The 22,014-nt window shown below is 39.1% G+C and carries 22 protein-coding genes; 13 read left to right on the top strand and 9 right to left on the bottom strand.

Features of this window, described 5'->3' with window-relative positions:
* Positions 1–101 precede the first annotated feature (101 nt).
* Together PaeCFBP13512_RS14300 and PaeCFBP13512_RS14295 are read left to right on the top strand one after the other, a co-directional pair.
* The gene (locus PaeCFBP13512_RS14300; RefSeq protein WP_137223926.1) at positions 102–1,061 is read left to right on the top strand and encodes a hypothetical protein; all 960 of its coding nucleotides are present in this window, start codon (positions 102–104) and stop codon (positions 1,059–1,061) included.
* 97 nt (positions 1,062–1,158) lie between these two features.
* Positions 1,159–1,977 carry an AAA family ATPase gene (locus PaeCFBP13512_RS14295; protein ID WP_137223924.1) on the top strand — a complete coding sequence of 273 codons (819 nt, stop codon included), beginning with the start codon at positions 1,159–1,161 and terminating at the stop codon, positions 1,975–1,977.
* Between the two features lie 110 nt (positions 1,978–2,087).
* Here the strand turns inward: PaeCFBP13512_RS14295 and PaeCFBP13512_RS14290 are convergent, their stop codons facing one another.
* Positions 2,088–2,495: a DoxX family protein gene (locus tag PaeCFBP13512_RS14290; RefSeq protein WP_069325747.1), complete on the bottom strand. Its 408-nt coding sequence runs from the start codon at positions 2,493–2,495 to the stop codon at positions 2,088–2,090.
* Between the two features lie 202 nt (positions 2,496–2,697).
* Between PaeCFBP13512_RS14290 and PaeCFBP13512_RS14285 the strand changes: the two genes are divergently transcribed.
* The 3 genes from PaeCFBP13512_RS14285 to PaeCFBP13512_RS14280 all read left to right on the top strand — a co-directional run bounded on the left by PaeCFBP13512_RS14285 (position 2,698) and on the right by PaeCFBP13512_RS14280 (position 4,149).
* Complete coding sequence (locus PaeCFBP13512_RS14285; protein ID WP_069325746.1) at positions 2,698–3,369, top strand: NAD(P)H-dependent oxidoreductase; 672 nt, start codon at positions 2,698–2,700, stop codon at positions 3,367–3,369.
* Between the two features lie 213 nt (positions 3,370–3,582).
* Positions 3,583–3,732 (top strand): hypothetical protein, encoded by a 150-nt coding sequence (locus tag PaeCFBP13512_RS23240; RefSeq protein WP_161594273.1) that lies wholly within the window; start codon positions 3,583–3,585, stop codon positions 3,730–3,732.
* Between the two features lie 102 nt (positions 3,733–3,834).
* Positions 3,835–4,149 (top strand): hypothetical protein, encoded by a 315-nt coding sequence (locus PaeCFBP13512_RS14280; RefSeq protein ID WP_137223922.1) that lies wholly within the window; start codon positions 3,835–3,837, stop codon positions 4,147–4,149.
* A gap of 112 nt (positions 4,150–4,261) precedes the next feature.
* On the opposite strand, the gene PaeCFBP13512_RS14275 is transcribed toward PaeCFBP13512_RS14280, so the two are convergent.
* Positions 4,262–4,450, bottom strand: coding sequence for a CsbD family protein (locus PaeCFBP13512_RS14275; RefSeq protein ID WP_069325743.1), 189 nt, complete (start codon positions 4,448–4,450; stop codon positions 4,262–4,264).
* Positions 4,451–4,733: 283 nt separating this feature from the next.
* Here PaeCFBP13512_RS14275 and PaeCFBP13512_RS14270 point away from each other — a divergent pair, with 283 nt between their 5' ends.
* The 4 genes from PaeCFBP13512_RS14270 (at position 4,734) to PaeCFBP13512_RS23495 (ending at position 8,904) form a co-directional block, all read left to right on the top strand.
* Positions 4,734–5,402 (top strand): HAD family hydrolase, encoded by a 669-nt coding sequence (locus PaeCFBP13512_RS14270; RefSeq protein ID WP_137223920.1) that lies wholly within the window; start codon positions 4,734–4,736, stop codon positions 5,400–5,402.
* Positions 5,403–5,447: 45 nt separating this feature from the next.
* Positions 5,448–6,776, top strand: a complete 1,329-nt coding sequence (locus PaeCFBP13512_RS14265; RefSeq protein WP_137223918.1) for a cryptochrome/photolyase family protein — start codon at positions 5,448–5,450, stop codon at positions 6,774–6,776.
* Between the two features lie 190 nt (positions 6,777–6,966).
* Positions 6,967–8,619, top strand: coding sequence for an alkaline phosphatase (locus tag PaeCFBP13512_RS14260; protein WP_137223916.1), 1,653 nt, complete (start codon positions 6,967–6,969; stop codon positions 8,617–8,619).
* 171 nt (positions 8,620–8,790) lie between these two features.
* Entirely contained in the window at positions 8,791–8,904 is a 114-nt protein-coding gene (locus PaeCFBP13512_RS23495) for a putative holin-like toxin (RefSeq protein ID WP_241669384.1), read from the top strand.
* Between the two features lie 233 nt (positions 8,905–9,137).
* Here PaeCFBP13512_RS23495 and PaeCFBP13512_RS14255 read toward each other — a convergent pair whose 3' ends face one another.
* Positions 9,138–9,989, bottom strand: coding sequence for a DUF72 domain-containing protein (locus PaeCFBP13512_RS14255; protein ID WP_137223914.1), 852 nt, complete (start codon positions 9,987–9,989; stop codon positions 9,138–9,140).
* A 314-nt stretch (positions 9,990–10,303) separates the two neighbouring features.
* On the opposite strand from PaeCFBP13512_RS14255, the gene PaeCFBP13512_RS14250 reads away from it, so the two are divergent.
* Positions 10,304–13,948 (top strand): InlB B-repeat-containing protein, encoded by a 3,645-nt coding sequence (locus PaeCFBP13512_RS14250; protein WP_137223912.1) that lies wholly within the window; start codon positions 10,304–10,306, stop codon positions 13,946–13,948.
* Between the two features lie 142 nt (positions 13,949–14,090).
* Entirely contained in the window at positions 14,091–14,693 is a 603-nt protein-coding gene (locus PaeCFBP13512_RS14245) for a nitroreductase family protein (RefSeq protein ID WP_069325739.1), read from the top strand.
* A gap of 158 nt (positions 14,694–14,851) precedes the next feature.
* On the opposite strand, the gene PaeCFBP13512_RS14240 is transcribed toward PaeCFBP13512_RS14245, so the two are convergent.
* Positions 14,852–15,931: a DNA alkylation repair protein gene (locus PaeCFBP13512_RS14240; protein ID WP_137223910.1), complete on the bottom strand. Its 1,080-nt coding sequence runs from the start codon at positions 15,929–15,931 to the stop codon at positions 14,852–14,854.
* Between the two features lie 102 nt (positions 15,932–16,033).
* Between PaeCFBP13512_RS14240 and PaeCFBP13512_RS14235 the strand changes: the two genes are divergently transcribed.
* Complete coding sequence (locus PaeCFBP13512_RS14235; RefSeq protein WP_137223908.1) at positions 16,034–16,666, top strand: nitroreductase family protein; 633 nt, start codon at positions 16,034–16,036, stop codon at positions 16,664–16,666.
* Positions 16,667–16,777: 111 nt separating this feature from the next.
* On the opposite strand, the gene PaeCFBP13512_RS14230 is transcribed toward PaeCFBP13512_RS14235, so the two are convergent.
* From PaeCFBP13512_RS14230 to PaeCFBP13512_RS14220, 3 genes are all read right to left on the bottom strand, one after another.
* The gene (locus tag PaeCFBP13512_RS14230; protein ID WP_137223906.1) at positions 16,778–18,367 is read right to left on the bottom strand and encodes an alpha-amylase; all 1,590 of its coding nucleotides are present in this window, start codon (positions 18,365–18,367) and stop codon (positions 16,778–16,780) included.
* A gap of 449 nt (positions 18,368–18,816) precedes the next feature.
* The gene (locus PaeCFBP13512_RS14225) at positions 18,817–19,212 is read right to left on the bottom strand and encodes a rhodanese-like domain-containing protein (protein ID WP_137223904.1); all 396 of its coding nucleotides are present in this window, start codon (positions 19,210–19,212) and stop codon (positions 18,817–18,819) included.
* Positions 19,213–19,297: 85 nt separating this feature from the next.
* A complete protein-coding gene (locus tag PaeCFBP13512_RS14220) occupies positions 19,298–19,792 on the bottom strand; it encodes a glutathione peroxidase (protein WP_137223902.1) in 495 nt (164 codons plus the stop codon).
* Positions 19,793–19,989: 197 nt separating this feature from the next.
* Between PaeCFBP13512_RS14220 and PaeCFBP13512_RS14215 the strand changes: the two genes are divergently transcribed.
* Complete coding sequence (locus PaeCFBP13512_RS14215; protein ID WP_069325735.1) at positions 19,990–20,628, top strand: pyroglutamyl-peptidase I; 639 nt, start codon at positions 19,990–19,992, stop codon at positions 20,626–20,628.
* Positions 20,629–20,721: 93 nt separating this feature from the next.
* On the opposite strand, the gene PaeCFBP13512_RS14210 is transcribed toward PaeCFBP13512_RS14215, so the two are convergent.
* Positions 20,722–21,054 carry a hypothetical protein gene (locus PaeCFBP13512_RS14210; RefSeq protein WP_137223900.1) on the bottom strand — a complete coding sequence of 111 codons (333 nt, stop codon included), beginning with the start codon at positions 21,052–21,054 and terminating at the stop codon, positions 20,722–20,724.
* A gap of 20 nt (positions 21,055–21,074) precedes the next feature.
* Positions 21,075–22,013 carry an NADP-dependent oxidoreductase gene (locus PaeCFBP13512_RS14205; RefSeq protein ID WP_137223898.1) on the bottom strand — a complete coding sequence of 313 codons (939 nt, stop codon included), beginning with the start codon at positions 22,011–22,013 and terminating at the stop codon, positions 21,075–21,077.
* Position 22,014: the final 1 nt, after the last annotated feature.

Here is a 22,014-nt window from a genome sequence, read left to right as displayed (position 1 = left end):
TAGAAATCATAAGGATATATTTGGAAAAATAGATTATAATGTAATCAATATTAAACATTTGTACGTAGTATAAAGTATCATCTCTCAAGGAGGTCAACGGTATGAAGGTGCAATTACTTTTCCAAAAACTCAAAAGAACGATTTCTACGCCTACAGCTATCGTGGCTTCCATATCAATTGTAGCCATTACAACGACTTCTTTTCTTCCTGTACACTCACATTCTACAGACCCACAACAGGATAATATAGCATATGCGATGCTTAATACCGATGAATCTGGCAATCTTACAGAAGTTCAAGATGAATATAAATCAGAACCTGTTGTTACGATTCCTACAGAATCTCCTAGCGCAACCGATATTATGCCTGAAGATAAGGCGGTAGAAACTTCTCCCTATGAATCGATTGTCGCAACAATTGTATCAGAAACATTGATGCATACCGATCAAAAAGGTCATCCCGTTAGCATGCAAGTCAAACGCCAAATCAATGGAAATACCTCTATGCAAGATACAGCCAAAATCGATGTCAAAGAAGCCGCTCTAACGGTGGATATGTTGCGCCGAGATACAGGAAATATGGCGTACTTGAGTATGCCAGCTCCTCCTGAAATGCCACCTGCTGCACAGCTTGAATTAACATTTACAGCTCGTGCACAACAATTGTTTGCTAATTCACAACTGGGTATTAGTATTCAAGCCTGGCACGGTAGAATGACGATGCCTAGTGCATCTTTACAATCGGACAAAGAAGATGTCACGATCAGTTTGGGTACCGACGAGAAGAAAGTTGCGCCTCAAGGTGCACTTAGTAAGTCTTTGGAATTTGTCGTCTCCGAATGGGACCAATCACAAGATGTGTGGATTGTTCTTCCATTGCCGAAAGAGAAACTTTCCAAATCAGAGCTTAGTCATCTAGCAATCTATGCAGAATATCCAGATGGAACCCACAAGTATCTAAAAGGTAAAATAACGGACTATACTGCTACATCTAAAGGAATACAGTTCGCTACCAACCAATCAGGCAAATATACGATTGTAAAAACCAAAGAGATTTTGTGAAAATAAAGAAAAGACTGGTTCTTCGGACAAAAACTTGTTAAACTATTTAATAGTAATCATTACTATTAATAAAGTGGAGCAAGGAGTTGTTGATTGTATGAATAAAACAAACAAAAATAACAGCCGTCTGCCCAAAGCAAAAGGAACAGATATGGCTACCGTATATATGCCTAAAGAATGTGCTCGTAAAGTAAGACATATCGTTTTGAATGAATGCAATCAACGTATTATAGATGAGTTTATGATGATTTTGGATATGAAAGAAAAGTTTATTGAACAAGATGTACCTATGCCTAACAAATTAGTAATGTCTGGCCCACCCGGAACAGGCAAAACGCTGACTGCTTTTTACATCGCAGAACGTCTGCAATTGCCACTGGTACTGGTTCGTCTGGATACCATTATTCATAGTCATCTAGGAGAAACCGCTTCTAATATTCGCAAAATATTTGATTTTGCACGTCTTTCTCCATGCGTGCTTTTTTTAGATGAATTCGATGCGATTGCTCGTACACGCGATAATAATGATGAAGTGAAAGAGATGTCACGGGTTGTGAATACATTATTGCAATGTATGGATGAGTTTGAAGGTGAAAGTATTTTAGTAGCGGCTACCAATCTAGCCGATGAATTGGATCATGCGGTCTGGCGTCGTTTTGATACGAAGATGGATTATGCTATGCCTTCCGATCAAGATCGTCAGCATTATATTCAATTGCTAATCGGTTCGTTTGCCACAAGCGGTACGTTAGAACATACAGCATCTACGATACTCAGTGGTTGTAGCTTTGCAGATATTGAACAGATTGTACTCAAAGCAAAGCGTAAAGCGATTATCGAGGATAGTGCGTTGACATTACATCAATTACAGACTGCCTATGAAGAATATAATCCTAAAGTTCATGCGTATGTATAAATAAAAAAAGCACAGGGATCATCAAGTGACCTGTGCTTTTTCTTATGGTATTTATAGAGAATATACAAGTGATAATGAATTCTAATCATACATTTCTGGGCAGCTATTTCTCAATCTGTACGCGGTTTAGGTGGACGGGTACACCATAGAATCCACCAGATCATCAACGGTTGAAAAATCAGTCGAATCCATAAAGCGGCTGGATCGGTATACGCTTGTCCTGGTGCTGGAATCTGGTAAAAAGCAGCATAAATATTCGCAGGAAAAATAAGCACTAGATACCAAGCTGTCCATATTCCTGCACGTCTGCGCCAAGCTGGAATAAGAATCATAATCGCTAACGCTAATTCGATCACTCCTGTCAGGATGATCAGTGCATTTTTGAAAGGTACAAATTCAGGTAATAGCTTAGCAAATCCATCCACTTCTATAAAGTGAGCCACACAAGCTCCAATAAAAAAGAGTGCAAAGATATAGCGTGCAATCGTACGAGGGACGGTTGTTGGATATGTATTCATAAGTCATCTCCTTGAAGTATCATCTGACTTGTAGAATAACAAGCTTATGTATATATTAAACCAATCGTTACAAATTGAATGTGATCCAATTGACTACAACGCATATAAACGGTATACTATCTTTGGTATTTAAAAGTAAGTATGTTATATAACGTGCATATTATTATAGATAATCAATAACATCCATAGGGGAGAGATATCCATGAATAAAGAACAACGCAAACAAGAGATTCTACAAGCATATGAAGCAAGACATGCGACAAAAGCATTTGATCCTGAACAAAAAATTTCAGAAGATGATTTTGAGTTTATTTTGGAAACAGGTCGCCTATCACCAAGTTCTGTCGGTTCAGAGCCGTGGAAATTCCTTGTGATCCAAAACCAAGAATTACGTGAGCAATTGCGTGAATTTACTTGGGGTGCACAAGGTCAATTACCAACAGCAAGTCACTTTGTTGTCATTTTGGCACGTAACGATGTTCGTTATGATTCAGCTTATTTGCGTGATCAAATGATCGAAGTGAAGCAAATGCCAGCAGAAATGTTCGAGACGATTCTTCCTCGTTATAAAGAGTTCCAAGAAAGAGACTTGAACTTGCTTGAAAGCGAACGTGCTTTATTTGACTGGGCTTCCAAACAAACCTATATTGCACTAGGTAATATGATGACAGCTGCGGCAGAGATCGGTATCGATTCTTGCCCGATCGAAGGCTTCCAAAAAGAAGCGGTAGAACAAATTTTGAGCAATGCAGGTCTAATGGGTAACGGCGAATACGGCGTCAGTGTAATGGCTGCTTTCGGTTACCGTACCGAAAAAGAATTGCGTCCTAAAGCAAGAAGAGGCTTAGACGAAATCGTACAATGGGTTAAATAAGAACTTCAATATAGATAGAAACAAAAAAAGACTCGGATTCCCGGGTCTTTTTTGTTTATTCAGGTATTTGATTTACATAAGCGATAAGTTTAGAATGAACACTTCAAGAAACTAGAAGAAAGGGCATCCAATCATAACAATCAGATCGTAATATAACAATATGGATGCAAACGTTATTTATGAAAAAAAAGATCGTAAGCTTTATTTTTGTCTATGGTTGTATCAGGTATTTTGATTGTGCTGTATCGCTTTTTTACAGGTACGTTAAGTAAAATGGATTGGATTGAAAATATGTATTTTGTTTTGATTGCTTTAGTTGTATTTGTGCTTCTTTTACTTTTAGATCGTAAAGAAAAATCGTAAAAATCTTATTATGAAACGACAGTTAATTTTTAAATTATTTGATTATTTTCTAATAAATGTTAAATTTAGAAAGTACATATCAAGAAAGTTGGTGATCTATTGATGATTGCAATCAAGAAACTGAGTTGTATTGCTGTAGCAAGTATAGTGGTTTTGACGGCTGGAGTGGCTGTTCATAGCTTTGCAAGCACTAATGATTTTAAAGACCCACAAGTAGTTAGTTCTTCACAAATGCAAGAACTTCAAAACCGTGTAGGTACAATCTATAACGAATATGGTGTGTTTTATCGAGTAGATGCTGATCATCCGCTTCCATCGGCGGATACGATTCATACCGTATATGATGATCAAGATGTAGATGCTTCTACACATGTGATTGTGATGGACTCGGGCACCTTTGTAAAAGAGAACGAATAAGACCAATTAAAGATCAACAAAAAAACTCACCTCATATGAAATGGGGTGAGTTTTTATATAAAAATGTATTTGTTCATGTATATGCTATAGGGGATTGTTCTAAAAAATAATCTTAGTGGCGGTTATGATCGTCTTTTGCTTCGCCGACTTTTTGTTGTACTGCGCCTTTAGCTTTATCTACTTTACCTTCAGCTTGTAGAGAAGAGTTATTTGTAGCATTACCTACTTGATCTTTCACTTCGCCTTTAGCTTTAGATACTGCACCTTTTACTTTATCGCCCAAACCGTTATCGTTACTCATCATTAACATCTCCTGTTCAAATAGAATGAATTTGTATTTAATATAAAGGAATGATTTTTAAATGATCAACAAGTCGTCTATGCTTTAGCTCGAACTCGCTGATAGTTAACATTACCCGACAGCATTACCATTTAAACAATCGCTACAAATCGTTTGACAAAAGATTACACCAACAGACAAAATGTTTAAGAACAAAAGAGCATGCCCTTATAGCACAATTGACCAACAAAAACGTTGTGTGTATAGATAAAAATAGATACGTATACTCAAGGAGGAAGAACAGATGATTAAAGCCGTAGTGTTTGATTTTGATGGATTGATTTTGGATACAGAAAGTGTATGGTTTGAATGTTATCAGGAGGTGCTTCGCGGCTATAAGATGGAGCTTGCGTTAGAACAATTCGCTCCAAGTATCGGCACGCATGGCACAGAGTTTCTTGATTATATCGATCTAACGTTGAAGCAACCGGGCATTTCAGTAGAAATCGACAAAGCAGTAGGTCTTTTGCATCAACAGAAGATGGAGAATTTGGAAGCTCGTGCAGGGGTAAAAGAATATTTAGAAGAAGCACAGCAATTGGGATTGAACATAGGGCTTGCTACCAGTTCCAATCGAGCATGGATCGAACGCTTTTTGACAAGATTGGGATTGGTCGATTATTTTCAAGTGATTCGCACCAGTGATGATGTGACCCGGGTGAAGCCTGATCCTGAATTGTATACACAAGTGGTAACAGCTATGGGTATTGCACCTGCTGAAGCACTGGCTTTTGAAGATTCGTTAAATGGATTAACCGCAGCCAAAGCAGCTGGATTACGCTGTACGATTGTGCCCAATCCAGTGACTTCATTTTTACCCTTTGAACATCATGATCTACGATTGGTATCGATGACAGATATGACGTTGTCTGAAATCCTTGATCGCATGAATGAAAGTACGCCAAAAGGGTAATGCCTAATAAAGAGTAGCAGAAGTACATTATAGGAGGAATTCCTTTTGAAATTATTTATTCATCGCAAAGACCTGCGTATACACGATTTGGTCGGATTTAATTATATTCATGAAGCTGAAGCACAAAGTGTACATCTACTCATTATCGATCCTTTTTTATTGCGAAAAGGAAGAGAAAAAGAGCATAGTGGGGTTAATTTTCTTCGTCATGTCCATCGTTTGCAGAAGTTGTATCAAAGTCAGCATAAAACACTACATATCGTTTATGGACAGCCTGAAGTGGTATTGGAGCATGTGTTGAATAAGTTCGATATTGACGAAGTGGTGACCCACCGCGATTTTACTCCGTATGCTAAAGACCGTGATCGCAAATTAAAAGCCGTCGCAGATCAAGCCAATGTTGCGTTTACTTTATTGGTGGATCATATGTTAATCGATGTCGAGCAGTTTACTGATTTTACAGGCAAAGATGGCTTTTATAAAGTATTTGCTCCTTTTCACCGCAAATGGTTAGACTTTCTCGATCAGCATCCGAATCATGCGTCGAGTATCAGTCTCAAAGACTTAAATGTCTCTCGTGCTGAACTCACATTACCGGCAGAATTTGAGTTGCCTTTTGCATTGGAAGAGTATGAGCCAGCCGAAGATCCTGAACCGATCTTGCAGACGTTTATCAAAAGCAAAATGGTGAATTATGGCGAAGAACGGGACTATTACAGTATTGATCCGTCCAGTGACCTGAATCCGCATGTGACCATCGGGGCAATATCGATTCGGCAGATGTTGGATGATGCGCTACGAGCACAAGGGCATGAAGAATGGGTACGCCAGATTTCGTTCCGTGATTTCTATTTGTATCAGGCGATCTATGATGAGCATTATTTCAAATATGAACACAAGTATGATCTATCTGAATTAACCGATCAGCACTTTGAAGCATGGTACAAAGGGAAGACGGGTATTCCAGTTATTGATGCTTCGATGAGACAGTTAAATGAAACAGGTCGGATACACAACCGTTTGCGAATTTTATCAGGTATGTTTTTGACCAAAAATCTACAATGTCCGTTTACACTGGGAGAGCAATATTTCCGTCGTAAATTATTGGATTATGATAATGTGATTAATCGAGGGAACTGGATGTGGTGTGCTTCATTAGGAATTAATTCGGCTCCTTATTTCCGTGTCGTGAATCCAGTGACTCAGTCGACTAAATATGATCCAGAAGGCGAATATATTCGAGAGTGGATGCCAGAGTTAAATGACTTATCTGCGAAAGAAATTCATCAACCTCAAAAAAATGCGATTGTAGATCTTAAAATATCTCGCGCAAGTGCTATCGAAACCTACAAAAAAATCGTGAATAATGTGTAAATAGTGTCTGTATAAAAGGTTTTATAAGGTATATTTGAATAATGACATATAATTTAAAATATTTAATATAGAGCGAATGATTGAGTCTGATTTTAACACAAATCACACGTAATAAAGATTTTCTATTGATAATTGATTGCTACAATCATCCTGTTGACCAAGAAAAAAGGGGATGATTGTTATTTTTAAGATGATCAAAAAACATCAATGGAACCACCTTCAAGTTACGATTACAGCAGGTACACTGGCTGTTTCATTATTGCTAGGTCTTTCGGGAGGAACTGTCAGCGCAGCAACCAAAGAACAGCCAGAGATTCGTGCCAAAAATGTAATCATGCTGATTCCAGATGGTATGAGTATGGATGGTACTACGTTAACTCGCTGGTATAACGGAGGCAAAGCATTAGCATTGGATGAAATGGCAAGTGGACTTGTGCGTACATATTCTGCGGATGCGGCGATTGCCGATTCAGCTCCAGCAGGAACTGCTTTTGCAACAGGATTCAAATCACATACCGGTTATGTAGGCGTATTGCCTGATCAAAATACAATGCCGGGTCTTCCCAAATTAGCACCTGGTGATGCTAAAAAGCCTGTCGCTAATATTGTAGAAGCCGCACGATTGGCAGGGAAATCCACAGGCATTATCGCTACTTCTGAGATTATGCATGCGACTCCAGCAGACTTCAGTGCTCACTATCCAGATCGTAGCAATTATGATGCACTGAGCGAACAGCAAGTGTATGCAGGCATGGATGTGGTGCTTGGAGGTGGAGCGACGTACTTTACACCAGCAGGTCGTGAAGATGGTGAGGATTTGACTAAAGTGATTGCGAATTCTGGCTACAACATCGTTAAAAACACAGCAGAATTGAAAGCTTCCACGTCAGGCAAATTATGGGGCATGTTCGCAGACAAAGCGATGGCAAACGATATGGATCGTGATCCTGTGAAGCAACCGAGTATTGCTGAAATGACAGACAAAGCGATTCAAGTACTTTCCCAAAATGAAGAAGGATTCTTCTTGATGGTAGAAGGTAGTAAAGTCGATTGGGCTGCTCATGCGAATGATCCGATCGGGATTATTAGTGAAGTCAATGCGTTTGATGATGCGGTTGCCAAAGCACTTGCATTTGCCAAAGCCGATCAGAATACACTCGTGATTGCAGCGACCGATCATGGTAACGGCGGAATTACGATTGGTGATGCAGGCACAACAGGAACGTATGATGAAGAACCTTTGTCTACTTTTATCGCTCCTTTGAAAAAAGCGAAAGCGACAGGAGAAGGGCTGGAATCGAAGTTCAATAGTAAACGTACCAATATCAAAGCAGTCATGAAACAATACTACGGGATCACTGATCTCACAGCAGAAGAAATCGCTACGATCAAAGCAGCAGAAAAAGGTAAAATGAATTATGCTGTAGGTCCAATGATTAGCAAACGTGCTCATATCGGCTGGACAACAGGCGGTCATACAGGTGGCGAAGTGGCTCTGTATTCGTATGCACCGGGCGGAGTACAATTAACAGGTGTTGTTGAAAATAGCGACATCGCAGGTTATATGGCTTCTGCATTGCAAGTGGATCTTGCTAACATATCGAAACAATTATTTGTTCCTGCCAAAACAGCATTTGCTGCTAAAGGCGCTACCGTCAAATGGGATGCTACGGATGCGCGTAACCCGGTTGTCGTAGTAACCAAAGGAAATGATACCTTACGCTTGCCTGTATTTAAAAATACAGCAGACTGGAACGGCAAAACGGTGAAGCTCAAAGGAAATGTAATTCATAATGGTGTACAGACATATGTACCGCAAGATGCTGTTGATTTATTTTCATAAGTGATACCCAACAAAAAGTCATATCTCTTATGAAGAGATATGACTTTTTTACGTTAATTATGATATACTCCAAATAACAACAGAATAGCAGAGATAGGCGGTCGGCTAATCTCCTTTGTAATCAGACTTTTGTAACTAATGATGTTGCAAGTTTGAAAGGAGGTGATGCTTGTGGAGGTTAAAGATACACTCACATTAATGATTCAGTTCGGTATATTTATTGTTACATTACTGGGCTTAGTTGTTAGTATAGCTATGGCAATTAACCAAAACAAAAAGAAATAGACCGCCTTCCCCAAGGTATGGGTCTATTTCTTTTGTAAGTAGATCACTATGTTGGAGTTGCTGACCGCTCTTCAATGCGGGTCTGTTGCCAGATTGTGCAGGTGCTACCAACATCTGTACAATCTTTTTTATACTTTGATTATACGCTTTGTTTGTTAGGGGTTCAAGCCATTTATTGAAAATAATACTTTTTTACGTATGCAGAATAGGGATACAAACTACATTAAAATATATTATGATGAAGAACTTCCAATATCATGCTTTTCAGACAACACGTTGTGATCAGCTAATAGTTCAATTAACTCTTTGGCATTAGGAGTCGCATCGCCAGCAGAGTTGTTGTTGAACACGACATAGACATGTTCTGACTGATTTTGAATCTCTAGCAGTCGATCCCGCCATTCGATTAATTCTTCTGTGCTGTACTTATACAGATATCTGAGCTTGCGCCAGTTAGGATCACTGCTCTTATGCCAACCATCTACATTGCGTCCATGCATACGTACATAGGTCGCTTGCTTCGAGGTGGCTGCTGTAATGATCGGAATCGAGCCCATGCCAGCTTGCGGTTCATCGACAATCGTATGAATCCAATCTTCTTTACGCATAAAGTCCAGTGTCTTTTCTCGGAATTCGGGCATATACCAAGTCTGATTACGGAATTCTAAAGCACAAGGAATATCACCCATTAATTCACGCGTTTCGCGTAGCGTATCTACATTTTCCCGATTACATTCAAACCACGGTGGATATTGAAATAACGCCATCCTTAACTTCCCTGCATCAATCGCAGGTTGCAAAGACACATGGAATGCTTGGAACATTTCTTCTTTCGTATCGAAATAATTCTTTTTCCCTCGTAAATGTCCGGTCATGCCTTGATACGCTTTAAATACAAACCCGAAATGATCCGGCGTTTGTTCGACCCATTTGGTTACATTTTTGACAGGTTGAACTGCATAAAATGAACTGTCTATTTCAACGATAGGAAAATGTTCACTATACGTAGGTAATCGTTCAGGGGCTTTGATTTTGCCATAGAGTTCAGGATGATCTCCAAATCCTGTAAGTCCGATTTCAATCACAATCGTCATCCTCCTGTCTGTACGCTTGATGTTGTTCTATGTATATAAACGAATCAAAGTCGTTGTTAAACAAATAGAGACTCTAATGCTATCTATAAATAGTTAAAAAATACATAATAAGTTATATTTTTTTCGTTATTTAATTAATAAAGTGAATGTTATAAATGAAAACCTATAATTATACAATTTATTTTAGATTTAGGATAAAATTTGATACTTTTTCTAGTCGATATCGTTTACACTGAGATAAAGTGAAAGGTTACGAAATGTATACATCATAAGGCAAGTAACAGGCAGTAAACACACTTTCGAATATGAGAAACGTAGGGGATGAATTAGTGGGGATAACGTTAAGTAAAAAAGTAATTATGGTGTGGATGATTATCGTTTTAGTCATCAGTAGTGTTCCAGCCCAGCTTGGAATCAATCAAAGTGCACATGCAGCTGCAACAATCCCTTATGTAGGAGAAATCCAATTATTCCCTTATGACCGGGCTCCAAAAGGTTGGGTGTATGCAGCGGGACAATCATTACCAATTAATCAAAATTCAGCTTTATTCGCTTTGCTCGGTACAACATTTGGTGGAGATGGGCGGACGACCTTCCAAGTACCCAACTTAACAGGCAAAGCACCCGTAGGAATGGGTTATTATATCGCACTAAATGGTCTTTTTCCAAGTCGTGATGAAGGTCTAAGTGGATCATCTAATTCCACATTAGGTGAAGTGAGACTTTTCCCTTATTATTTTGTTCCAACAGGTTGGAAAGCTCTACAAGGGCAAACGCTATCTATTCAATCCTATACTGATTTGTATAATATGATCGGTACAAAATTTGGTGGAGATGCAACGAATACTTTCCAATTGCCGGTGCTTACGGATCTAATACCCAATGTAAAGTATGCTATATCTACAGATCCTTCATTTCAAGCCGAAAATGGTACAGGTGATGAATATGTAGGAGAAGTTATTCCCTACCTCGTACCTGTAGTTGGTAATAATTTATTATCTGCAACAGGCAATCTTTTATCTATGAATCAGAATAATGTATTATATTCTCTTTTAGAGTACCGATTTGGTGGTAATAATCAGACTGTATTTGCCGTGCCTGATTTAAGAGGTTATCAAGCACAATTAAATTATTATATAGTTCCAGAAGGCCTGTATCCTTCACTGACAACAGACCAGCCTCAGCCGGTCGTTAATAATGACTCTTACTCTGTGTCACAAAATAAGAGTCAGACCGGAAATGTATTAACAAATGATCAAAATGTTATCAGTGTAGGTCTTCAGCAACCACCTGCACATGGACAAGTGACAATGTCTCCAAATGGATCTTTTGTATATACACCCACTATTGGTTATGTAGGAAATGATTCCTTTCTTTATACAGGTGCGAATGCAAGTAGTGGTAGACAAGCACGAGTAGATATTACAGTGTTACAAGGATATACTCCAGTTATTGATGGAGTCACGAACAACAGTGTATACGCAAATACGGTTACACCAACTTTTAATGAAGGGACAGCCACATTAAATGGGGTTAACTTTGGCAAAGGTACGTCTATAACTACAGACGGTATATATACTCTTATTGTTACGAATGAAATAGGTAGTACTACCGTGAAATTCACAATAGATCAGACCAAGCCTGTTATTACCGGTGTAGCCTCTAATATGTCCTATTCTACGGCTCCTCAGATTCAATTCAATGAAGGAACAGCCACATTAGACAACATCGCTTTTAATAATGGAGATACAGTAAGTACCGAAGGAGATCATACATTAGTCGTAACTGATCTTGCAGGTAACCAAACCACGATCACCTTTAAAGTCTATTTTAAGCGTACATTGACCTTTAATAGTGACGGCGGCTCAGCGATTGCTGATATGGCAGTTGATTATCAAAGTCTAGCTTCTGCGCCTTCTGATCCGACCAAATCAGGATACACATTTATTGGATGGTATACGGATGAAGCCAAAACAAAGCCTTTTTCTTTTACTACTACACCAATCAATACAGATATCACTTTATATGCTAAATGGTCAGTCAATGCGTATAAGCTCTCTTTTGAGACTAACGGCGGAACAGTCGTAACCGATCAAATGATCAATTATAAAGAATTAGCGATACCACCTGTAGCACCTGAACGTACAGGATATACTTTTGCAGGCTGGTATACAGATAATCAACTTCAATCGGTATTTGATTTTACAAGTATGCCGATCACGACGGATATGATCTTGTATGCAAAATGGCTTATTAAGCCGTATACAGGTACATTTGATACCGATGGTGGATCACTGATTAGCGATCAACTGGTGAATTATCAATCATTAGTGAAATCGCCTACCGATCCAATCAAGTCAGGCTATACCTTTGCAGGTTGGTATAGTGATGCAGCTCGAACAACATTGTACGATTGGAATACAGCGATAACCGACAATATCACTTTGTACGGTAAATGGAGCAAAAATGCGTATACTGTAAGCTTTGATACGTATGGAGGCAGTGCTGTAGCGAATATCAATGTGGATTATGGAGACAGGATCATCGCTCCTGCTTCTCCAACCAAATTTGGATATGCTTTTGTTGGCTGGTATACCGACGCTACATTAACAACGTTATTCGATTTCGGTCAGACACCAATTACGTCGAATATGACATTGTATGCAGACTGGTCAGATCAGGTCTATACAGTTAGTTTCAATACCTATGGTGGATCTACGATCGATGATATTTTTGTCAATCACGGAGGTAAAATCACAGCTCCTACATCGCCGACTCGTTCAGGATACACCTTTGTGAATTGGTATCTGGATAATGCTTTGACGATCCCGTTCGATTTTGATACAACAGCGATCAATTCCAATATCATGTTACAAGCGAAATGGAAAAAGAAAGAAGATTCGACTTCTAATAGCACAGGTTCAGGTGGAACTTCAGTACCGGACAAAGAAGTGTCTACCAATGGGCTATTACTCTTAACTAAAGATCAAGCAGGTGAAGTAAGCTTAGATAACGATATTTCTATTCGTATTCCAGTAGGCTCGATTAATCAACCATTGAATCTTTCGATTGTTCCGATTGCAGAGCCTGCTAATTTAATGACCAATCTGAATACATTAGTCAGTCGTGTTTATGAACTTAATAAAAATTTCACTCAAAATTTCAGCATACCGATTACATTAACATTCGCCTTTAATTCAGCGATGGTACAGCCTAATCAGCAAGTCGGAGTATTCTATTTTGATGAAAATCAGAAAATCTGGATATCGACAGGCAACTCTCAAGTAAATGGTAATCAAATCAGTACACAGGTGGATCATTTTACGAAATATGCAGTATTTGTTTCTAACGTATCCGAATCTGTAACGCCTGTTGTACCCCCGGTGACTGAGCCTGTGGCAGTACCTACAGCGACTGCATTAACAGATATCCAAGGTCATTGGGCAGAAATGATGATTCAACAAGCAGTCAGTGAAGGGCTTGTGAAAGGCTATACTGATGGTACATTTAAGCCGGGTGCACCGGTTACGCGTGCTGAATTTATGGTGATGATCATGAATGGATTGTCTACTAGTCAAGAAGAGGCAGTATTATCATTTAGCGATCAGAACTCTATAGGTTCGTGGGCAAAATCAGCGATTGCACGTGCGGTACAAGCTGGATTTATTCAAGGGGATGCTAAAGGCACATTCCGTCCAAATGCTCCGGTAACACGTGCAGAAATGGCTGTGATCGTATCAAAAGTATTGCAGTTGAATATCAATAGTCAGGCTACACCTTCTTTTGCTGATGGAGCGAAGATTCCGAAGTGGGCTCAAGCTGCTGTTGTAGCTATGCAACAATCTCAATTGTTATCCGGTAAAGGCAATAATACATTTGCAGCAACAGATGCAACTACAAGAGCAGAAGCTGTCAAAGTATTGCTAAGTATGCGTCAATATCAAAAATAAGCACAGATCAGAAACAGCGAGTTCTCTCGCTGTTTCTTTATTTTTGTAGGTTACTGATAGTTTTTCATCACAATGGGTAAATAACATAGGAGCACAACAATTCACATTCCGTACTCAATTTGATTGAAGGAGGATGATTGTAATGACGAATCCAGATATACTTAGTGCAATGAAGAACAGAAGAAGTATTTACGGTATCAGCAAAGAAGCGGTGACTTCAGACGAACGTATTCAAGAGATTGTAGAAGAGGTGGTATTACATACACCATCCGCGTTTAACTCTCAAAGTGCTCGCGTGATTGTTTTACTTGGTGAAAAGCATGATCAATTATGGCAGTTTACGACAGATATTCTAAAAGAAATCGTACCTGCTGATAAATTTGCACCTACACAAGAAAAAATGGATAGTTTCCAAGCAGGATATGGTACGATTCTATTTTTCGAAGATGAGTCTGTTATTCGTGGTATGCAAGAGCAGTTCCAAGCATATCAAGATAACTTCCCGGTATGGTCGCAACAATCTTCCGGTATGCATCAATACCTGATCTGGACATTGCTTGAAGCTGAAGGTTATGGCGCTTCACTACAGCATTATAATCCATTGATTGATGAGAAGATCAAAGCAGAATGGGATATTCCAGAATCATGGAAATTAGTTGCGCAAATGCCATTCGGTAAGCCAACAGCACCAGCAGGTGACAAAGAGTTCAAACCGCTTGAAGAACGCATTCGCGTTTTAAAATAATTAGCTGATCATCAGCTAACAGCATAATATAAAAAGCAGGCAACCGATGGATCAGCTCCACGGGTTGCCTGCTTTTTATGTTTACGATCTACTTTTATAATAAGAAAGAAAGTAGGGGACAGAGAGAATAGACAGCCTACTAAGCCAACTCTTTGCAGTTAAAGTTGTAGTTGAAATGAAGCTTTATCTTGCTCCACACCGTTGATATAGATCGATACATAATGAATACCTGCATAATACTTACGTGTTGTAATTTCTTTGAAGAGATGTTTTTTAGTTAGAAAATGACTACCCGGTGTAAAAGATTTGGCTGTCCATTTGAATCGTTTGGGTACATTTTTACCATTGGCTTTCATATGATGAATTTCGTAATCGATGCGTAGCAATTGATCGGTAGAAGATTCATTCATCAATAAAAAAGAAAACTCTACATAGTCGCCCATCATAACTGCTGTAGGCTGAATATGAAAATTGGCAATATGTACGTCTTCACTGGCTACATAACCGAATAACTCCAAAATAGCAGGATGATCTCGCTTGAGCAGTGTCCGGCAACCATGACGTACAATCCAATCGGTATGTGTATCGTGACCGTACCATTCTTTGGCTAGATTAGCGATTCGTTCAGGATGATCTTTAGCCATATCGTTGAGATGATTCGCTACACTTTTACGTACATAGAGCGAAGAATCGGTTTTGAGCTGTGTTAAGCGTTCAAGTGTTGGAGATGGGTCTTGAATAAACAAAGGTAACTGAGTCGCCCATGGCAAGCGTGGACGGAATCCTTCACTAGCTAGTCGGCGTAGATGTTCATTATCGCTTACGATCCAACGATCCATCTGGGCTAACATTTGCTCAGGATACCTTATAATAAATGGACGAACTGCAAATTCAGCACTAGAGTATACTGTAAATATTTCTAGCGCACGTATAGAGATATCCAGATACTCTAACCCATTCAACTCTACATAATCAGGGAAAAATAAATACTCCACTCCACGGCAACTGGGAGCGACTTGGATCAAGATATCTATCGCTTGCTCATAAGGAAGAGGGAGCGCTACAGTGATGGCTTGAGCAATATGTCGTATCCGCTGCTTAAAAGCCAGTTCTTGCCACTGATCATCATAAATCTGCTTGAAAAATACATCGGCATCAAAGGCAGCAGAATGGCTCTGTATACTCTCGACAAAATGTTGTAAAAAAGATTCACTAAAGCGATCTTTAAAGTTTTCCATGGTCTCACTCCATTATTTTTTATTTAGCTATACATATTTAAGGTAACTAACCGATAAAATAATATATACTATAATTTAGTTATAAGAAAGAAGGAGAAACCATTGGGAGAATTTTTGGATGTATACAAAGAAAGAAGATCCGCCTCTAAGTTTTTGCCAGATGTTCAAATAACCGAAAAAGAATTAGAGGAAATCTTCAACCTTGTTAAGCTTGCACCTTCTGCTTTTAATTTGCAACATGTTCATTATGTAGTGATCAATGATACTGAAGGTAAACATAAAATGTACGAAGCTTCAGGTAAACAATATAAAGTACTTACGTCATCGGCTGTGATTGTAGTCTTAGGAAATACTAAGGCCCATGAGCATACCGCTGAAATCTACGAAGGTATGTTCAATCTCGGAATACTTAGCAAACAAGAATATGATCAGACTGTAGCATCCACAATTCAATTTTATAATGATCGAGGCGATGTTTTTCAAAAAGAAGAAGCGATTCGCAATGCAAGCCTATCAGCAATGGCTTTGATGTTGATCGCCAAAGAAAAAGGCTGGGATACCTGTCCGATGATCGGCTTCGATCCTGTACAAGTAGCGACTGAACTTCATGTGCCTGATACGTATGTACCGGTTATGATGATGACAATCGGCAAAGAAGACACCGCTAGTCAACGCCCACGAGGTTACCGCAAGCCTGTAGCTGAATTTGTAAGTTATCATTCTTTTCAATCTTAATCATATAACGTATGCATAATATATAAATATATAAAAAAAGCGGAATATACTTTCTTCTGAATAAGAAGAGTATATTCCGCTTTTAGGTGATACATCATATTGTCTTAAAAATTAGTGAGTCGGTGTAGGTTCGTTATCATTGGAATCTTCAGAACCACGATCTACCACTACAGTTCCTTCTAGTTCTTCGCCTTCCGGTACAGCGACACAATGTTCTTCTTCAGCATCGTTTTCATGATCGATATCCAGTTCAGGCAATGCCCATACCGATACACTACCACCATTGACAAAGAAAGTTGCCCAACCATCTTCTTCAATCGTAATATGGTCTTCACGAGCATTGGTCATGTCTACCCAGATCTCACCAGCATGTTCTTCACCGATAAACATCCGTTTTTCGCCACCATCGCTATTAGACATCACGACTGCACAGCCGGAACGTTCGATTTCTTCGATACCTTTACGTACCCAACCGATAATATTGGCATCATCGAAATAATCATCTTGTTCACCATAGGCTTTGTTATAACGAGAATATAACAAGCAATCCAGCATATCTTTTTTACCTTCTACTGGGTGTTCGCCACCGATTCCGAAATAATCACCATAGAATACACAAGGATATCCATCTTTACGTAACAAGATTAATGAATACGCTAATGGCTTGAACCAATCTTCAATCCAAGATTCCAACGCTTCATTCGGCTGAGAATCATGATTATCGACAAAAGTTACAGCATGAGTAGGGTGAGTCTGTACTAATGTATCGTTGAAAATCGTCGAAAGATCAAAAGCCGCTCCAGATTGAGAAGCTTCATGTAATTTGTAATGTAGCGATACATCAAATAGATCAATCTGATAATCAACTGTATCCAAGAACTCCTGACAAGCGGCTAATTCAGGATTCCAGAACTCGCCTACAATATAGAAATCTTGTCCACGTTTGTTGATCATTTCACCTACAAATTCACGTAAAAATTCATAGTTAATATGTTTAATTGCATCCAGACGGAAGCCATCACAACGGGTGGTGTCGATCATCCATTTACCCCAATTGATCATTTCTTCACGTACTTCTGGAACATTATAATCTATATTGGCAAACATCAAATAATCGTAGTTACCAAACTCATTATCTACATTTTCATTCCATTGCTTGCCTTCATTGGCAATACGGAAAATACCGGTACGTTCTTCGCGAGCATCGTAATCGGTACCATTGAAATGATGGTAGTTCCATTTGAAAGCAGAGTACTCTTCGCCACGACCAGGGAATGTAAATTTCGTCCAACCTTCAATTTCAAAAGGTTCCGAAATTTCTTCTGTACGGTTATTGGGATCAACTTCAATCACATGGAATGCTTCCGTTTCGTCTGCACCTGCTTTGTGATTCATGACTAGATCCGTATATACATTGATTCCAAGACGGTGACAGGTAGCAATCGCATCCAGTAATTCTTTTTTTGTACCATATTTAGTACGTACCGATTCTTTTTGATCAAATTCGCCTAGATCGTACAGATCATAGACACCATATCCTGTATCTTGCGGTGTATGTCCTTTGGTAACCGGTGGAATCCATACTGTACCGATACCCGCTTTTTTAAGGTCTTTTGCTGTCTCTTGTAATCTTTTCCAGTGTGAACCATCAGCCTCGACATGCCATTCAAAAAATTGCATCATTGTTACATTGCGACTCATCTATTATTACCCCCTTGATCTTTTCAAGCGAACGACCTGCCACCGGAGGAAGAAGAGAGACCATAACTCTCAAAGATACCAATCTCGGCGTAGACTGCGTACGGCTGTGAAAAACATTACCCATTTAGTTACAGATGTTAAACGTAGTAAAGTGAAGGTTATCGCTATAATGTAGAAGACTCAGTTGTTATAATAGATCATTAAGGCTGTATATGCAGAAATATCGCTATATTTCGCTTTTTTTAGAAAAATAATCTTTTATAGACATCAATATATCTTTTATAAAAATCCGAAAATGATAACGATTACAATGTGGACTACTAAAGATTTACCCTTATCGTCAATCTATGATGATCTATATACAACGAATAAGATATACAAAAAGCCTTGAAATAAATCTTCAAGGCTTTCTTATTATTGCTATATTCACCAGAAATCTGTGTGATTAATTATGCTTCTTCAACTTCAAAGCCAGCTTGTTTCCATGCTGCTGTTCCGCCGTCGATATAAGCTACATCTGTGAAGCCCATTTCTTTAAGAAGATAAGCACCAAGAGCAGCTTGTCCACCTGCACCACAAGTAACTAGAATAGGACGTGAACGATCTGACAAACGACCATCGCGCATTTCTTCTGGCAATTGTAGATCAGCACGAATTGGTAACATACCCAAAGTGATATTCGCGCTACTTGGAATTAGACCACAAGCTCCAGCGTCTTTAGCATCTTGCACATCAATAATAAATGTATCCGGTTGTGCGTTAATTTTTTTGCGTGCTTCTTCAGAAGATACACCAGGTACATTATTTCTTGCTCTCGTTACCAAATCCATAAATGTTAATGCCATTGTTCATCGACCTCCAGTTAGATAGTGTGAAAACAGTGCTTCATCCTTATGTTACCACAATTTAACAATTGTATTCAGCATACAATTAGTTTAATTTTTCACCAGCAAGTACTTTTTTAATATCACTTTCAACTTCTGCTGGATCAAGACGTGATGGATATTGTTTAACCACATTTCCCTTTTGATCAACCAAAAACTTAGCAAAATTCCATTCGATCTCTCCCGTACGAGAAGGTGCAGGAGCTTCATTCACTAGATATTGGAACAATGGATGAGCTGTCTCACCGATCACATCTACTTTGGAGAACAATGGGAAGCTAACATTGTAGTTGACCTGACAAAATGATTTGATATCTTCTTCTGTTCCTGGCTCTTGTCCTTTGAATTGGTTACAAGGGAAACCAAGCACTTTGAATCCTTGTTCATTATAAGTATCGTATAATTTTTGCAGACCTTCATATTGAGGAGTTAGACCGCAACCACTTGCTGTGTTTACGATAAGGAGTACATCCCCATTGTAATCGGCAAGAGACTTTTCTTCTTTATCAATCGTTGTTGCTGAATAATCGTATACTGACATTCTATTCCATCTCCTTTAAAAATGATTTTGCAAAATTTAATTTTTAAAAATGTATACTTTAATTGTAACGGATTCATTTTAAATGTCAATGTCCAACTTGGTCATCTTCATGTAAACTGTAGAGAAACAAAAGGTCTGATATCTTCCTAATAACCATGTTTTCTACACATACCATAAGCGAAAAGGGGCTGTAAATAATGAAACTGTTATTGTCTGGATTTGAGCCGTTTGGCGGTCATACGATTAATCCTACGCAATCTTTAGTACAAGCGATGGAAGATCATTCGTTTACCGATATTTCGTTAGAACTGCATACGATATTGTTACCTGTACATTATGATGAGTGTGTAGAGTTACTGCTTGCTGAAGTGGAACGTTTTCAGCCGGATATTATTATCGCTTGCGGACTTGCAGCTGGACGTACCGCAGTCAATCTGGAGCGTATTGCTGTTAATATCAAAGATATTGAAGCTTCGAGCTATGGAGATAATCGCAATGAACGTCCACAAGATGTACCGATTCGAGCCAATGGACCGGACGGATTATTTTCAACGTTACCGATTCGTCAAATAACAGATCGATTGATTGAAAATGGCATTCCAGCTGTGATCTCCAATACCGCAGGGACGTTTATCTGCAACAACGTGATGTATGGTGTTCTCGATTATGTGAAGCAATCCAGTCCGGGTGTACTCGCAGGATTTGTGCATTTTCCCGCGTCTACCGAAATGGCACTTCACAAGCCAAGCTTACCAACACTACCTATCAATCTTATGTCACGTGCTCTTCAGTTAATTATACGTACCACTGTAGAGCAATTGCAAAAAGACAACTAAAGTCTGGTGCTTTTGGTCATGACTTTGAAAATAGAGTACACCAAAGACCTCTTACTTTGGCGAGTTGCCGATATAAGAGGTTTTTGGTTTAAATTAGGTCTGTGTAACTCGTGAACGTTGACGGATACGCCAGCGATAGATCCAAATGATGATCGCCCATAAAACACTGACCAGCATAATAGGAAACATCAGTAACAATGGAATATCGATCAATGCACCGACACGATCAGGATTTGTTAATTGATAAATGTAACCGGGGAGAAGTGCGCTTAACCCCAAGACCAACAGAATCGTTGTGCCGATCCAGCTTTTACGAGAAAAGCGTGAACCTGTCAAAATCACAAATAACAATATCAGTAATTCAATGAACCAGACCAAGCGAAATAAAGGGTCAGAAAATACGGTTGCTGGATTTAACCATCCCATAGATTATTGCACCACCGTTTCTATTCGAACGTGATTACAATTTTGCCTTTAGCATGATGAGTTGCACTTAATTCATGAGCTTCTTGTAGTCCTTTTTCAGAGAAAGGAATTTCAGTGCCTACGATTGCTTTAAGCTTGCCTTCAGCCATCAATAAACCTAGCTTTTGCAATTGCTCGCCATTAGGTTCTAACCAGATCGACTTAGCAGTCACATCGTATTGTGCTTTTAACTTCTCATCCGGTTCACCTACGATAGAAATTAAGCGTCCAGTGCCCGGTTTGAGTACTTTGAAGCTATCTGCTTGAATCTTATCGCCCATGGTATCAAATACCAAATCAATATCGGACAAGACTTCGGAAAAGTCTGTCGATTTGTAATCAATCACTTCATCTGCACCTAGAGATGTGGCGAACTCTTTGTTTTTCTCACTAGCTGTAGTGATGACATGTGCACCTGCATTTTTGGCAAGTTGAATCGCTAGACTTCCTACGCCACCTGCACCTGCATGAATCAATACTTTTTCACCAGCTTGCAATTGTCCATGATCGAACAGTGCTTGCCATGCAGTAAGTCCAGCGAGTGGAATAGAAGCGGCTTCTTGGAAAGTCACACTCACAGGCAACGCTGCTAATAAATGATCATCCACAAGCGTATATTCTGCATAGGTTCCAAAACGTGTTGTTTCCGGACGAGCAAATACTTCGTCTCCTATTTTCCACTCCGTTACCGCAGAACCGACTTCTGTAATTACACCAGCAGCATCCCATCCCAAAATAATCGGGAACTCCCAATCCATCATCTGTTTTAAATAACCTGCACGTAATTTCCAATCGATCGGGTTGATCGAAGTTGCTTTTAATTTGACGACGACTTGATGTTCTCCGGGTACAGGATCAGGAACATTCATTTCTTTCAGTTCTTCTTTTTCACCGTATTGTTCGATAACAACTGCTTTCATA

The organism is Paenibacillus sp. CFBP13512 (genome assembly GCF_005233705.1).
GTDB lineage: Bacteria > Bacillota > Bacilli > Paenibacillales > Paenibacillaceae > Saccharibacillus > Saccharibacillus nuruki.
This window is presented reverse-complemented; position numbering and strand designations above follow the sequence as displayed.